Below are 15,528 nucleotides of genomic sequence, written 5' to 3' on the forward strand. Positions count from 1 at the left end.
CGGGAGCACACTTGGAGCACAACGACAATCTCAAGGATGCCGCCGCCTCGGTGGCACGAGCCTGCCAGCAAGCGCTTGCATGGTGCAGCGAGTCGGGCGATGACGCCGTCCGCGCTGACGCGCTGCTGACGCGCGAACTACGCCTGGCTGTAGTGAACGCCGAACGGCTGCAATATGCCGCCGGTGCCAAAATGGCGGTCGGGGTGTTTGGCCCAAGCCAGGCCGGCAAATCCTACTTGATCTCGGCACTTGCACGCGATCGAGACGGCAGCGTCTTGTCCTTATTTGGCGACCGCCAAGAAGACTTCCTCGCCAAAATCAATCCAGAAGGCGGTAAGGAATCGACTGGCTTGGTCACGCGCTTTACTTACCAGCCAGGCGCGTTAGGAACGCCAGACTTTCCGGTGCAGGTTGGGTTGTTGACCGAGATCGATGTCGTCAAGATTCTCGCCAACTCATTCGCCGCCGATGTCCAACATCCCGACGACAGCGAGCCTGAGCAGCATCAGGCCGAGATCGACCAGGCCATCGCTGCTGCGCGCGGTCATGTTCGGGCTGGGGCTGGCATCGCGATTGAAGCGGTGTACGACCTGGAAGCGTACGTGAACGGCCATCTGGGCAGCAACACACGCATGAAGGCGCTGCGACGCTTTGGATTCTGGCAGCAAGCGATCGAGCTTGCGCCTGCCCTTGGGCCAGAAGCGCGCGTCGCTTTGTTCTCGACCTTGTGGGAACAACTGCCCAGCTATACGGATATTTACCGACGATTGCAAGGCCGCTTGATGCAACTCGGTGGTGCGCGCTCTGCGTTGTGCGAACCAGCGGTGTTGTTCGATGTTCGCGGCGACAACTGGCAGCGCTCGACCCAAAGCATTATCGATGTCGCGACCCTGAGCATGCTCGGGGAGGCAGCCGGCGATTTGGTGAACGTGGTCGCACCTAACGGCACCGCGGTCCAGTTGGAGCGCGCCGAGCTCGCGGCGCTGGTGTCGGAACTGCGCATCAACTTGGCGCATTGTCCGCACCCATTTTTCGCCCACACGGATCTACTCGACTTCCCTGGCGCACGCTCGCGCCAGCCGCAGCCGCGTCAGCGCTTAGGTGAGCGCGACATTCGCGCCGAGAATTTCCTTCGGGGTAAAGTAGCGTACCTATTCGAACGGTATGCCGAAGAGCGCGAACTCTCCGCGATGTTGCTTTGCGTCGGGCCGTCGAATCAGGAGGTGGTTGGTTTAGGTCAGCTCATCGAGAACTGGATCGAATTGACCCACGGGGCCACCGCCGCAGACCGCAGCCAAGTGCCTTCCACCTTGTTGTTCGTGCTGACGAAATTCGATACGGCCTTTGAGCAAAGCGCCGGAAAGGGCGTGGATGGCACGCGCTGGGCCACTCGACTCGAAGCCTCGCTCCTTAAACCCTTCGCTGCGCACGCACACCGTACGGACTGGGTCAAGAGGTGGGATAACAGGGGGCCGTTCAAGAATACCTTCTGGCTGCGCAACCCTAACTTCCGTCAAGACGCCTTGTTCGCCTATGGCGGCGCAGGGAACGCACAAGAAACCTCGGTGCGCCCTGATAAGCAAGAGTTCATCGCGACCTTGCGGGGTGCGTTCCTCGACAATCCGCTTGTGCACGAACATTTTGCCGAGCCAGCCGCCGCTTGGGACGAGGCCATGTTGCTCAACGATGGCGGCATTATGCGCATCGTGAAGGCGCTGGTCCCCATCTGCCATCCGCAAGTCAAAGCAAACCAGGTACGGCAGCAGTTGGCGCTGCTGGCGCGCAGAGTCGCCAATGCGTTGGGCCGCCATTACATCAGCGCTGACGTCAGCGAACTGCGTAGCGAAAAGGCTACGCTGGCCAAAACCCTGTTGCTTGCGCTGGCCCCATTGCTCAAGCGTGAGCGTCTGGGCGAACTCATCGGCTCTCTTAAATTAGACGACGAGGCAGCGCGTGCTGCGTTCTATCAGTCCGAGCAAGCTGCAATACCAGACCGCGCTTCCGACAAGGCGCAAGCGGCACCCGAACCTGACGAGCTCGATGCCGAAACAGCGGCACTGCTTGGGCTCGCGCCGGTCGAGGCAGCGCCGCGTCCCGTGGCAGCAGAGCGCCATTTTGGGCATATTTTTGTTGAGACTGTCATTGCTACGTGGCAGGCGGGGGTTGCCGATCTGACCCGGGCACCGCAAGTGTTGAACTACTACGGCGTCACGGCACAGCACTTACTCGACATTGCGCGCGAGTTGGAAGTCTCTGCGCGCAAGACGGGGCTTGTGGACGAACTTGCTGAAGACGTGCGTAAGAATCGCAGTTTCCGAGCCGAGACCGGGACCTGGCGCTGGCGCCAGACTGCCCCCGTGACCAATCGCTGGAACCATTTTGTTGACCTTGCTGGGCACTATCCATGCAATCCGAGCGGCGTTGGCATCGATACGCTGCAAGGGACCCGGCAAGTCATTTTCGCGAGCCGTGAGACGGCCACGCCGATGGCAGCGCTAACGGAAACGTCGGCTGACTACGAAAAGACCTATCTGATGGATTGGCTGCAAGGCCTTCAGGCAACAGTCCGCACCAACGCTGACTATCTGGCCGGCATCTCGGGCAATGTCGAGGCCAATGCGCGCTTAGGTGACATCCTGATTGCGCTGCGTGCGCACGCATAGCGGGGAGTAGATGGCGATGTATAGGATTAGGTTGGCAGAGACCGGGGTTGAAGAACGAAGCGTCGGTCTCGTCGTTACGGGGCCGAACCTGGTCAATGGCGTAGTACGGGCATGCTTTAAGCGCTGGGGGTACCCCCGTCCTTATCTGCACTTGCACGACTGGGATGTTGCTGAGAACTGGATCGAACTGCAGGGCCATATCACTGGCCCAGATCAGCTCACCTTGCCGATGCCGTCAGCGCTGGCCAGACATTTCGATGAGAATAGTAACTACCTCATTAAGCTCGATCCGCTCGGCGGTGGGTCAGTCCAACAGGGTGTGCGCTGGTCCATGTCCAGCGGTGCGCGTGCTCCCGTGAACAAGCCAGCGGCCGCTATCGCGCCTGCAGTCGTGGAACGTGAGCCCGACATGTCGGAGGCGCGTGCCGATATGGCATGGCAGACCGCGCAAGCACTTGATTCGCGCGAGGCGTATGCGGCCTTTCTCGCTGCCCATCCGTCCAGTTCACATGCTGCGGACGCTCGCTCTGCGCTAGCACGGCTGGCGCCCGCATCGCGCTCGGTCGACTCTGAAGAGTTGGCTTGGCGCGCCGCATGCGATGCCGATACCAAGGCAAGTTGGACTGCCTTTATGATCGCCCATTCCGACGGTGCTTACGCAGAGCGTGCCAAAGCTAAACTGGCAGCGTTCATGCCCCCACGTCTGACCATACGGACGCGCTGGTCTGTGATTGGTGCAGCGGCGCCTTACGGCGTCGACACCTGTGCGTTTCTGTTGACGCCTGCGGGCCAAGTGCGCGGCGATGCTGACTTCATCTCAAACTGGGCAACCGATCCTGCTACCAACGCAATCTTGCGGCATTCGCCCTGTGGGTCGGTGCGCAACAGTGGCATTAGCAAGGACAGCGAGCGGCACGCTAGCGAAACTCTGGAGATTGACCTTGACCAAGTGCCCCTGGAGATCGAGAAGATTGCCGTCACGGTGAGCATGAACGTTCACGCTGCACGGCAGCACTGTCTACCAGCGGTCGATTCTACGACCGAGCTGATCGATACTGCACGTGGCGAGGTGCTGGTCGCTTGGCAATCGGGGCATGGCGCTGTCGGTAGCCGTGGGCGGGTGATGCTGATGTTGCAGCGGCATGGCACGGACTGGAAATTGCATCGCTCGTCAGAAACATTCGAGGACGGTATTTATGGGCTGTGCAGGCGCTTCGGAATTGTCGTTGCTTGATCACTGTCCTGCGCAACATGAGTACAGCAGACAGTAAGATAAAGTCATCAGGCACCGGTAATCCATTTGGTCCCACAACAACGATTAAAAACTGCCTAGATTACATTGAGGCCGATTTATAAACCTGGCTTGACCCTTATTAATAAATAAGTGTTGTTTAAAAACGGTGTAGGTTAGTTTAAATAAACTTCATTAGCTTTCAAAGCTAGGGCGCCAGTTAAGGTCGGGCGCGGAAATTTGTAATCGTGTGGACAAGGTTCTCAGTATTTTTCAAAACGCGTTCGTATTATATTCCGTGGTAAGCGCCGCTGATTATCCCTAACGTAGCGGATGAGTTTTTATAATTTCTCCAGGCAGCTTTACGTTTTTGGTGTGAAATGGAAAAATTGTTGCTGTGTTTTATCCTAAGGCGAATCGATAAGAATTTCGGTATTTCTATCGATGAATGATGTCTACGTTACTGCAGGGCTTGGTTCGATTCTGCTCGCATTTGGAGCGCACGGCATGATTACACGCGTCGTCCGTGATAAATGGCTCATGCAGATAAGAAGAGCTGAAAATCCAATTCTCTTTTGGATGCAGGTAGGAATTTATCTTGTCGTTGGATTTATTGCTATTTTGGAAGCGACATGGCCTTCCCCCCCCCCATCGTCACGGACACTTCCGTTAGGCGCATTTTAGATTTTCAAACTGTATCGGGCTGATGTAGCCGATAGTGGAATGACGCCGGCGTGGATTGTAGAACCTTTCGATGTAGTCGAACACATCTGCCCGTAAATCATCCCTGGTCCGGTAGTGCTTTTTTCTCAGGCGCTCGGTCTTCAGCGTCGAGAAGAAGCTTTCCATTGCAGCGTTGTCCCAGCAGTTACCGCGACGGCTCATGCTGCAAACGATGCCGTGGGATTCGAGTAGCCGCTGAAAATTTTCGCTCGTGTATTGGGCGGATTCAACTGATCGTCGCAACACTAGATTGTTGAACAGATTTCAGGTACTCGTCCAGTGCTTCGGCCGGTGTCTTCCAACCAAGCGTTTTACGGGGCCTGGAATTCAATGTATTGGCAACGGCCTGGATCTCACTGGCGTTCCACCGAGACAGGTCGGTGCCCTTTGGAAAGTATTGCCGCAAGAGGCCGTTCGTGTTTTCATTTGTGCCGCGCTGCCATGGACTGTGCGGATCAGCGAAGAATACCTTCACTCCGGACTCGACTGTGAAGCGGGCGTGATCAGACAGTTCTTTGCCACGATCCCAAGTCAATGACTGCCACAAAAGGGCAGGCATGTCAGTCACGGTATTCTTGAGCGCATTAGCCATCGTGACAGCTCCGTACCCGGCCAACGCAGGACCATTCTTCGTCCTGGGTAGCAACCCGTAGCCTTCTTCGCGAGGCAGGTGGACAAGCATGGTGAATCGGCTTGATCGCTCGACCAGTGTTCCGATTGCGGACCGATTCAGGCCGATGATTAGGTCACCCTCCCAGTGGCCCGGCACAGCACGATCTTCGGCTTCTGCAGGCCGGTTGGAGATCATCACACCCTCGCTAACGTGTGCCCAGGCTTTGGCTTGTGCGCTGGCCCTCGGCACGCGCAACGCCCGACCAGTGCGCAGACAGCTAACCAGCTCGCGCTTGAGAGCTCCTCGACCTTGGATATAAAGTGCTTGGTAAATGGCTTCGTGAGAGATGCGCATGGATTGGTCATCCGGAAAGTCGGTCTGTAGTCGGTTGGAGATCTGTTCGGGCGACCAACCAGTGACCCATTTGCGGTCACCGCGATGCGGCTTGTTTCTCCCTATGAACGGCGCTGGCCGACGCCCAGAAATGTCACGGCCATTCGCGTCGCGAACCTTGCCCTCTAGACGGTCTTGAACGTAGTCGTGCAACCGTGGATTAGTCACCAGTTTCGAAGGCTTGGGTCTTCTAGCGACGAGTTCCGCCTTCCACTGCGCAACCGAAGCTCGATACTCAAGTCGGCCGCAGCGAGTTGCAGCGTTACGTGTCAGCTCCCGGGAAACCGTTGATGCGCTACGCCCAATACGGCGCGCAATCTCTCGTACGCCGACGCCTTGGCACGAAAGAAGTCCAATCTCTTCTCGCTCCGCGAACGACAAGTACCTCCCTGATATTGGGCTCAACATAGAAAGTGGCATGCCGCCATTATGACGAAACCAACGAGTCCCAACTGCCTGCGACACGCCAACCGCTTTAGCAGCCTTCTCGCTTATGATGCCCGTTGCTATTTGCTCCCAGAATCGCCGCTCGGTTTCCCGGCGATGCGACGGTGCACCTGGTGAGCGCATCGCCCCTCGCCCTGTCAACTTGTGCATCCACCCCGCTGGTCGTCCCATAAACACCTCCTTGATTTAAGGTGTTGCGACGACCAGTTGAATCCGCCTTGCGCTCCCTGGTCTGAATGATGCAGTACGGCATGAGGACGGCCGCGACGGAAAATAGCCATCAGCAGTGCATCCATTACGAGCTGCGCCGTCATCGTTGGTTGCATCGACCATCCCACTACACGTCGCGAGTACAGGTCGAGGACGACAGCAACAAATAGCCAGCCTTCGCCAGTCCACACGTAGGTAAAGTCCGCAGCCCATTTCTGATTCGGCCCTGTGGCTTCAAACTGCCGGTCCAGCAGATTCGGCGCGATGGCGTGGACAGGGGAATCAAGCTGTCCTGGTGCTCGACGTCGCTTATGACGGGCCTTGATGCCAGCGACTTTCATCAGCCGCGCTACACGGTTTTCGCTGCAAGAGAAACCAGCATCGATAAGGTCTCGCACTACGCGCGGCGAACCATATGTGCCATCGCTGGCTTCGTGGCTATCCTTGATTGCCTTGAGGAGTTCGGCATTCTCGCGCTCATGAGCACTCGTCGGCCGTCCAAGCCAATCGTAAAAACCGCTGCTCGATACGTCGAGTAGTCGGCACATCGTTCGCGTTGGCCAGATGGTTCGATATTTGGCGATGAAGCCGTATTTCACTTGAGGTCGGCTGCGAAGTAGCCGAGCGCCTTTTTTAATATGTCGCGCTCCGTCTTGACCTTCGCCAGCTCGCGCCGCATACGCTCGTATTCCTGGGCCGACACTTTCTCGCGCCCGACTGCGACCTCTGTATCGACGTCGGCATCCCTGCACCACCGTCCCAGCAAGTTGGCACCGATGCCAAGGTCACGCGCTATTGCCGCCTTGCTCGCACCAGGCTGGCCTACCAGCTTGACTGCTTCGCGCTTAAACTCTTCTGAAAATACCCGTCTTTCACGTGCCATGTAATACCTCCGAGAGGGACATCATACCTATCGAAAGTGTCCGTCGTGGTGGGGGAAGGCCAGGCAATGCCTCTTACGGACAAGGTGGGGTGGGCAGTGATAATCTTGTTGACCCCGTGTCAATGCCTGCTCCTACGTATTGCGCGCTGGCTGCGCTTGGCGGCTACTGCCTACGACGTTCCCACCCAGGCAAGCAGTTTACAAAGCGTTCGCGCGTTGGGCCGCCGCAGGCGTATTCGAGCAGATGCAGGATGGGTTGCGCCAGCAATGGCGTTCACGCATGGGACGGTCAATGAGCCAACAGCGGCTATCATTGACGCTCAGTTCGATCATCCTTGCGGGGTTTGTGACTGTGCTCTGGCACGCGAGCGCTTCTGCAAGCGTCGTACGATAGAATCTGCCAGGAAATACGCTCCAGTCGTGTACAGGGCGATCAACAGCACGAATCCAGCCGTGTTCGGTTCTGCCACGAGCCAGCCTCCAGCACTCAACCCTACCAGGGCAAGGATCGGCGCCGGCGCGACCAACAGGAAGTAACCGGGCAGCAGAACCAAATTTAACGCAGGAGAGGGCACGGCAAACGCGAAGACCGAGAGAACGAGGTAAGCCATCGTTCCAACCGCAGCCCCAGCAGCTACCTTTGAACTAGGGTGGTCCGTCATAGTGTCTCCATTGTGTACATAACTTCAGGAAACTGATACTTCAAGGCGGCGAGGGAAAGAGCCGATTGAACAGAAATCGACGCCTTTGTGTTGTCAGAGAAGGTTGTCTCTAAGCGCAGCATGCTCCTGCATTAGCTTTCAGATTGATTACAATCTATAGCCTGATGGCCAGCGCTGTTTGACGGCTCAGTACCGTCGAGTGGATCTCTCGTTGCCATGGCATGCTCCTTCACATCGAGATAGCATGCCACAGTGACGGTATTTTTAGCGGTCAACTCACAACGACGTTATCAATTTTGCGCCGCATTCCGTCACGTCTCCGTCATACGCGTACGGCTTGCCTTCATGTCGCGCGCCCACGCCATCAGGCTTGATCGCGAAGTTTCCCTTGCATTTAGGGCACTGCGTCATGTCATCCTGGAGCGCTGCGACCACGCCCATCACCGTTGTTCCTGAGGATGCGCTGATGACCTGGCCGCCATGATCGGTTTTGTCGTTGAGACGAATTACACCGCGTCCTTGATGCTTCATTGTTCGTCCTGTTCATTCTTGTAGAGATCGGGATTCGAGTGTCATCGGCCTGCAGTGGAAGTGTCGGTTTTACCTGGCGGTATGAAGTACGAGCCCTCTGGAGCGCCAGGCACCTTGACCCGGAACTTCAGGCCAGAGAGGAGTTTGTCCCATAGCGCTACCGCTTCGTCATCGCTAAGTGACGCCGATTTAGCTGCGCCAACAGTGTTATGTTCGACCTTCGTGTACATCTGCGCGCTAAACTCGGAGGGATAGGCAACATTCTTTGGAGTTCCGACCAAAGCCCACTCGAAATCGTGCGTGCCGTCTTTACGCTTGACCAGAGATTCCTCGCCATACCAGTGCTGAACGTTTCGCTTTCCTTCACGCAGTACCATACGGCTAGGATAGTGAATGCCCTGATCATCTTTTGCTTCTTGAATGCGAGCGAGCAGAGAAAGCTTCGGCCGCTGAATTTTCTCGAACTCTTCAGGAGAATAATTGGCGTATGCGTCCTTATTTGAACTCACCGAGAATTTTACATCTGGTAGGTTTGGGATCACAATTCCTACATTGACCATCTCTTGGTCCCCATAAAAAGAACTGGCCATGAAACCATGTTCGATGCAATAACCTGGCTCTGCGGGAACTTCATCTGATGTGCGGAGACGTAAACTCTTGGCTCGCATCGCCTGTCTCAATGCCGTTGCATCTTCTGTTTCGTTGTCTTCAATAGCGCCACGGAGCAGGAAACTAAGCTCCCCCTTGTTAACGTAAGTATTGAAGAAATAAAGCCCATCAGATTTGGCAAACTCGTTAGGGTAATACCGAATTTGCCAGCTATTGTCGATTGGGCCGGCTTGATGGTAATTAATATCTAACGTTTTACTTTTGCGTTTCAACCTTGCAATGTCCTCTTCGATCCGAAGTTTGATCGCATCTAAACCGCCGGGAAACGCCTCTATCTCAGACGGAAAAGAAACGCTTCCCCATATAAGCTGAGCTTCCTCGGGCACTTCTAATGCATATCGACCGAAGCAGATCAACTTAGTTTTTGAGAATAATTTGAGTAGGCGCGGACTAAGTTGTACGGGTTCAGGCACGGCTTTCTCCTTATAGGAATAGCTGGGTGAGCAGGCTTGTAGTGATATCAAAAATATGAAAATGCTCCAATGTAGTGCCCGCCTCGATGGGATATGCATGCTTTACTCCCACTTCGCCGTCTTGGCTATTTGAACGATCGAATATAACATCGATGCCAGAACTTTCGGATCTGAATAGCTCGCCTGATGCTCGTAGCTTTCGCCTTTTGTTTCGCCATGCACGAAGAGAGTACCTTTGATCAGCCGCGCAGAACGCTCCGAAGGAACGGTCTCATCCCCGGGCGCATTAGGGGGCTGTAACAACAGAAATAATTTTTGCTCTCCTGCCTGAACTGTAAGCGTGCCTCTGGCATCGTCAGCCAATAGTTTCCAAGTCTCGGGCGGGGGCAATGCCTTGCGAATTTTTCCGGGCTGCCATAATAAATCCTGCGTCTTGAAGACAACTTCGCCGTATGTTACGCGCTCGCGAGAGGCGCAGAAGCTCGCGTAGCAATTGTTTGGATGAAAGGTATTTTCGATAGAATTTAGAAACTTTGCCGCTTGCCTTAAACGATTTTGTACGTTTTTTAATCCGCCACCGCCCTCTTTTGTTATATTGGCAGGATTAATCCATTGCGGATTGATTAGGCGCCACCAGGCATCCTCGGGTTGTAGATAAATACTGTCAAGCGCAGTCTCATTATTGCCTGGCCAGCTCCACAGTGTCTTGCCTGATTCGTCTATTACCTTTACCCAAGCTTTTCCATATGCTGCGCCGGGAAGTAATTCCAGAGGCGCAGATGTGTTGGCAAGGATCGCGGTCGCGTGTTCACCGTTGATGGCGATAGTCTTGGCCTTGATTTGCTCTATTTTTCCGGGTTTATCCAAGAATCCAAATCGCATCCTCTTATATGCACTTCCGGCCCCCATCGTAGGCATTACATTGTGGTAGATGCCTAATATCTTGGCGCTCTGGTTGTTAAGCATATTTCCGTAGTCAGGGTGAAGCAGTGCGCGCGCGACAATGCCGCCCATACTATGGGTTACGATGATCACTTCGTCACATTTAAAGCCGCGCTTTTGGTAACCAGTTACTAGTCCACAAATACGCTCCGAAATTACTATTGCTGATTCGGCATTGCTCTGCAAAAAATTGTAGCCCATCGCATGGACCGGATACCAGCATTTGGATATTTTTTTAATATCTTTTTCGTCAAGCGGCGCACCCGAGCTGGCACCAAGATGTTTTGGGTCACCTAAGAGTAGTTCGGAAATATTGCCATATTTCCAGTCTGATCTTTTTATAGGTTGGAGAGTGTTCGGACTCGTTGGGTTTTTCTGCCAACATGGGTTGAGCTGCACCGGCATGATCATGTTGTTAAGGAAATGTTCGGTTGTTTTCAGCATTTCTCCGTACGCGCCGTCAAACAATACTTCGCTCCAGCCTCTCCAGCGGGCGATTTGTGCCGGAGTTGCTTTCGAGCTTTTTGCGCCTTTAGTTTCGTAGATGGCCTGCTGACTTCCGATCAGCGGTGGAATTGGAGATAAACCATCTGGTACGTTTTGATGTCGAGCGTCAGCGGCAAGCGTTTCTTTTCCATCGGGGTCGAAGCGGTTCTTGCTTTCCGTGTAATGGTAGTATTCGACCTCTGTTTCGTTCGGGTCAAAGACGAGTTGGCGCTGCGCAGGTGTTGCGTTCTTGAACCAGTTCCCCATACCGAAGCCGCCTACAACATCCATTTGGCCGGTGGCGGACATAAGGTCGTCCGGGCGCCAAGCACGGTTATCGCTGCGCTTAAGTTCTTTATTGTTTTGGAGCTTCTTGCTCATGCGGAGATTACTCCCCATTACGCCTGGCAGGAAGATGACGGGAATTACTTTTCCTGGCGGTACCACCACGTCATGCCGAACGGTGTCCCCGATTTCAGTCATGTTGACCGTGTATTCAGCCCAGCCGCCGACGCCTTGAGTGAAGTGCCCCTGATAGTTACCGCGCTCATTAAGGTTGCTTTTATCGCTCATGGGAGTTCACCTTTCCACCGAATCGTATAGCCGTCGAGTCCTGCCCCTTTTTGTACCCCGGTACTGCCGTTAGCGCCGGTTTTGGCATTCATCACGGTGCCGTCATCCCGAACGAGCTCGTAGGCAACGTCCTTTGCTGGCTTACTGCTTACATCAAGAAAACTAACTTCCTGGTCGAAGTGATAACCGGTCGGTTTCTCGTTGATGGCTTGCGAAACGCTCTTGGGAGGCAGGGTTTCTAAGTTGCCGTGAAATAGCACAGGCGATGAAGTGAAGAACTGCGTTTGATCGCTAATCTCAAGCATGTGATTGGCACCATGCAGCCGGACTCCTTTTTTGCCCCTGATATTGACCCAGTCCGATTCGCTTAAGAGAGCAAGAACCTTGTTGGCAATGATCTCCACGTCATCCTCTTGCGCGTGCACGGTCACCTTGCCGCCGGCAGCAATCAGCTTCATCCCGGCCTTGTGTACGAACAGCCGGAATGTGTTGCCGACGCTCGCAAACAGACCGTCGACGCTGGCGATCGACACGCTTTTGCCGCTGGTGATGGCGGTGTGGCGGCTGCTGGCGATGTGGGTGGACTGCGCGGAGCTGAGTTCGATCCCGGCTGGGCTCGCGACGACCAAGTGCGGCTCGGCCAATTCCGGAAACTCCCCCTTGCCGCCGCCTCGGATGCCCTGGTTCTGGGATTTGAGGTCCTCGACGGCATCCCCTTGCTGGGGTTCCTGCTTCTCCTGCGCCCCATAGTGCTGCGCCATTCCGGTCAACTGCTCCTGCACGTCCGCGGCGGCCGAGAGCCGCTGAATCGTCTCGCCCATGTCCTTGATATGGGAAGCCGCGTTCGGCCGCGCTTCCGTGGTGATGAGCATGCCTTGGTCGGCGCGCGCGACGCCTACGGCATTGGTGGTCAATTCCCAGCCTTCGCCGCGCGGGTCTTTTCTTCCGGACGTGTCCTCGATGCGGGTAATGTGCCCGAGCGACAGCTGGCTGCACTGATGATCGCTCTTCAGCTGCGCCTGGATCTTGCCTGGGGTATCGTCCAACACCAAGTGATTGCCGCGCCCGCTGCCTTCACCCGACTGCAGCTCGCGGCTGCGCAGACCGCTCAAGGCCTGCTGCTCCGGCAGCTGCCACGGCGGCATGTGGGTGTAGTTGTACAGCGCGCCAAGAATCACCGGATGATCGATGTTCCCGTCGAGATAGACCACAGCCACTTCTTCGCCAACCCGCGGCAGGCGGATCTTCCCGAATTCGCTGCCCGCGCCCGGCGACATCACGCGCAACCAGGGCGAGCTGTTCTCGTCGTATTCGTCCAGCCTGTTCCAGTGGAACTGGACTTTGACCCGTCCATAGCCATCGGTATGGATCTCGGAGCCGGCAGGTCCGACCACGATGGCTGTCTGGATGCCGGGATAGGTGCAGGGTTGGCTGTTGTAGTGGCGTCCCGGGCGCCACTGGATGTCCTTGCGCACGCACCGGAACGTGTTCTCGTAATTCGATGGCGCGCCCGGCCCGGCCTGGTAGTTGTTGCTGGCTTCGTGGTTGACGCTCAGGATCAGGTAGTCGCGGTCGCGGATGCTGGGTGGAGCGGGCTCGCCGCGCTTGGGCACGCGCAGCTCGGCGCTGAAGTGGTCGCCGAGCTTGAAGCACCGGCCCGGCTGGGCGGTACGATCGTTGCCGCGCGCTTCGAAAGTCTGCGTATTCGCGTCGCGCTCGCCCATGCGCTGCTGCGCGAGCTGTTCGCCCTCGTCGTGGGTGCGGAAACCATACGAGCCCGTGTTTTCGTAGATTTCGTGCGGATAGACGTCGCCCTGGTTGTTCAGCGACTCGGCGCTTGCCCGTTGCGCGACCGGGTTCTTGTAGTCGAAGCTGGCCAGGGTCGTCCGGCCGGAGCCGATGCGGCGCACAGGGCTCCATTCGCGGATGCCATCGTCTTCGAGCGAACCGCCCTTGTCGCGGAACGGGATTTCGCCGGAATCGTCGATCCCGGTCGGATCGATGGGTTGCGCCAGCGTGCTCCTGTCGCTGAGCCAGAGCGTGTGCCCGTCGGCCCGGTGCTCGTACCAGTAGTGCAGTCCGAGCTCTTCCCAGCGGCGGTGCAGATGATTGTAGTCGGTCTCGCCGTACTGGTTCGCGCAGGTCAAGCGCGGATAGTCGCCGACAATGACTGGATTCCAGTCGGCCTGGCGGTAATGGCCAAAGGTGAGCTCGGTCAGTTCGAGAACGCTCTTGCCGTGGAAGGACACGTTGTCCTTGCGGAGCCTGGCGAAGGCCAGCCAGGGTTCAAGCACCATCTGGTAAAAGGCGAAGCCGCCATCGGCGCGCAGGAATCGGAATTCGGTGACGTAGCCGTTGAAGTAGCGCAGCGAACCGTCTTCGCGCACCAGGGAGATCGTGACCATCCTGGCCATTATCTCCTTCAGGGGAATCCGTGCGTCGTCCGACAGGAGTTCGACCTCGAAGCGGAAGCAGCGCGAGACCTCCTCATGCGCCGTCATCCTGTTCGGCAGGAGGATGGCCTCCGGTCCGTCGCCGCGGGGGAAGTCCAGGCGCATCAGGCGGTCGTGCTGCGCATCGAGAGTGAACGCCGACAGCGCAGCTCCCGCCGCGATCGCTTGGCTTTCGCCCATGTGTTGCCTCCAATGGCTTATCAGGTATCAGATTTTCCATCGGCTAAGGTAACGAACAAGTCTTGGGCGACCTTGATAAAAAGCAAGAGGCGGACTCGGCTGTTGCCTTGATGGGTAGGAGCGGAGAAACGAATGTCCAATGATGTGCTGATCTTGTTCAGCTTGATTAGTCTCAAGGTGAGCTGATGGGCGGGTTCTACATTTTTCCTTTGGTTGCCAAGAAGCAGCGCAAAACAAGGGGATGGAGCATGCGCAAGTACGTATCGAACGAAAGGCCCATGGGACTGGACATGGTTCGCAGGCCCGCAAGCAGTGGGAACGCGCATGCTCTCACAGTGGAGCGCATCGACATCGGCCCGGCTCTGAAGAAGAGCCGCGTCAGCAAGCTTTATGGCCGGCCGTACCCGGTCCAGTTCCGCAATCAGGGCGCATTCGACGCTTGGAAGCAGGCACTCGGCAGCGGCCAGGAATGGAAGCGGTGGGCGGACCCAGAGGCGACGTGCTGGAACATACGCCATGAGATCCAGCAGCAGCTCAACAACATGCGTGCGCATGACAACATGGACGCCGAAGCACGGGCGCAGGTCGACGCGCGAATGCAGGCCATATCGATCAGCGCAAACCTGAAGTACGAGCTGCAGAAGGGCGCAATCATCGAAGCGACGCCGGCGCTCGAGACCTTGCTCCTCAACTCCGACATGGATTTGAACTTGCCGATGAAGATGGTTGCGCCTCCCTATCCTGCGCAATATCTCAGGTTCGGTCCGGAGGCGGCTCGCCACCTGAAGGTGCCGGATTCGGATTTGCCGGACCGTCTGTTCGACGGCGTGTTCTGCTTTTTCACGCCTCCATCAACGCGCTACGGCGATGGAATCAAGTGGACGCTCGAGCTCATTTTCGTCAGCCAGCGTCAGGATTGCTATAGCGGCCAGGTCGCCCTGCTGGGAGAAACGGAGCGTGACGACACGCCTCTGGGTGAATGGCTCAACCGGGTTCTCGACACGGCGAAGGGTCGGTCGGTCGAGACCTTCTACAAGCCCATGTACGCAGCGGTGAGCTATGTGGTCAAAGTCTTCCTCTACATGGCGCTCAGGCAGGCACGCAGCATCGAGCATCAGGAATACGATGAAGCGATGCGGCGAATCGTCGGACTCGGGATCAAGAAGCGGGCCCGATTGCTTCAACGCGTCGAGTCCCTCTACAACGGCATCCGGGTTGGCCCGGATGACCTGCCCCAGGAGGGCGCTGCCCATGAGGGTGGCAGTACCGTGGCGCCGCATTGGCGCCGCGGGCACTTCCGGATGCAGGCTTGTGGAGTCGGGAAACTCGAACGCAAGCTGATATTCGTGGCGCCCATGCTGATCCATGCCGCGCAGCTGCAGGGGGACATCCCAGCGCCTAAGCCGTATCGCGCAGGCGGCACACGGGGTCCTGAGCGTCCGGTGGCCTCGTAGGT

At 56.7% G+C, this 15,528-nt stretch carries 10 protein-coding genes and 2 pseudogenes; 4 read left to right on the forward strand and 8 right to left on the reverse strand.

Annotated elements, in window-relative coordinates; all coding sequences use genetic code 11:
- The first annotated feature begins 11 nt into the window (after positions 1–11).
- Both AC1DOQ_RS20590 and AC1DOQ_RS20595 read left to right on the forward strand, forming a co-directional pair.
- Positions 12–2,663, forward strand: coding sequence for a virulence factor SrfC family protein (locus tag AC1DOQ_RS20590; protein WP_477368549.1), 2,652 nt, complete (start codon positions 12–14; stop codon positions 2,661–2,663).
- A 31-nt stretch (positions 2,664–2,694) separates the two neighbouring features.
- On the forward strand, positions 2,695–3,897 hold the full coding sequence (locus tag AC1DOQ_RS20595; RefSeq protein ID WP_477368552.1) for a TerD family protein: 1,203 nt from the start codon (positions 2,695–2,697) through the stop codon (positions 3,895–3,897).
- A 666-nt stretch (positions 3,898–4,563) separates the two neighbouring features.
- Here AC1DOQ_RS20595 and AC1DOQ_RS20600 read toward each other — a convergent pair.
- From AC1DOQ_RS20600 to AC1DOQ_RS20615, 4 genes and pseudogenes are all read right to left on the reverse strand, one after another.
- A pseudogene (locus AC1DOQ_RS20600) lies at positions 4,564–4,842 on the reverse strand (IS3 family transposase); the annotation flags it as partial.
- Between the two features lies 1 nt (position 4,843).
- Entirely contained in the window at positions 4,844–6,220 is a 1,377-nt protein-coding gene (locus tag AC1DOQ_RS20605; protein WP_477368747.1) for an IS30 family transposase, read from the reverse strand.
- Positions 6,208–6,879, reverse strand: coding sequence for an IS3 family transposase (locus tag AC1DOQ_RS20610; protein ID WP_477368555.1), 672 nt, complete (start codon positions 6,877–6,879; stop codon positions 6,208–6,210). Before AC1DOQ_RS20610 ends, AC1DOQ_RS20605 begins: the two co-directional genes overlap by 13 nt.
- Positions 6,876–7,163 carry a transposase gene (locus AC1DOQ_RS20615; RefSeq protein WP_477368558.1) on the reverse strand — a complete coding sequence of 96 codons (288 nt, stop codon included), beginning with the start codon at positions 7,161–7,163 and terminating at the stop codon, positions 6,876–6,878. The genes AC1DOQ_RS20610 and AC1DOQ_RS20615 overlap by 4 nt, the downstream gene beginning before the upstream one ends.
- A gap of 118 nt (positions 7,164–7,281) precedes the next feature.
- On the opposite strand from AC1DOQ_RS20615, the pseudogene AC1DOQ_RS20620 reads away from it, so the two are divergent.
- Positions 7,282–7,487, forward strand: a pseudogene (locus tag AC1DOQ_RS20620) (transposase); the annotation flags it as partial.
- A gap of 614 nt (positions 7,488–8,101) precedes the next feature.
- Here the strand turns inward: AC1DOQ_RS20620 and AC1DOQ_RS20625 are convergent.
- From AC1DOQ_RS20625 to AC1DOQ_RS20640, 4 genes are all read right to left on the reverse strand, one after another.
- On the reverse strand, positions 8,102–8,356 hold the full coding sequence (locus AC1DOQ_RS20625) for a PAAR domain-containing protein (protein ID WP_477368561.1): 255 nt from the start codon (positions 8,354–8,356) through the stop codon (positions 8,102–8,104).
- Positions 8,357–8,397: 41 nt separating this feature from the next.
- On the reverse strand, positions 8,398–9,438 hold the full coding sequence (locus AC1DOQ_RS20630; protein ID WP_477368564.1) for a T6SS immunity protein Tli4 family protein: 1,041 nt from the start codon (positions 9,436–9,438) through the stop codon (positions 8,398–8,400).
- Between the two features lie 102 nt (positions 9,439–9,540).
- Positions 9,541–11,439 carry a hypothetical protein gene (locus AC1DOQ_RS20635; protein ID WP_477368567.1) on the reverse strand — a complete coding sequence of 633 codons (1,899 nt, stop codon included), beginning with the start codon at positions 11,437–11,439 and terminating at the stop codon, positions 9,541–9,543.
- Positions 11,436–14,072 carry a type VI secretion system Vgr family protein gene (locus AC1DOQ_RS20640; RefSeq protein WP_477368569.1) on the reverse strand — a complete coding sequence of 879 codons (2,637 nt, stop codon included), beginning with the start codon at positions 14,070–14,072 and terminating at the stop codon, positions 11,436–11,438. Before AC1DOQ_RS20640 ends, AC1DOQ_RS20635 begins: the two co-directional genes overlap by 4 nt.
- 185 nt (positions 14,073–14,257) lie before the next feature.
- On the opposite strand from AC1DOQ_RS20640, the gene AC1DOQ_RS20645 reads away from it, so the two are divergent.
- Positions 14,258–15,526 (forward strand): AcrVA2 family anti-CRISPR protein, encoded by a 1,269-nt coding sequence (locus AC1DOQ_RS20645; protein ID WP_477368572.1) that lies wholly within the window; start codon positions 14,258–14,260, stop codon positions 15,524–15,526.
- The last annotated feature ends 2 nt before the right edge of the window (positions 15,527–15,528 follow it).

This window comes from Massilia sp. 01N417, from assembly GCF_056399645.1.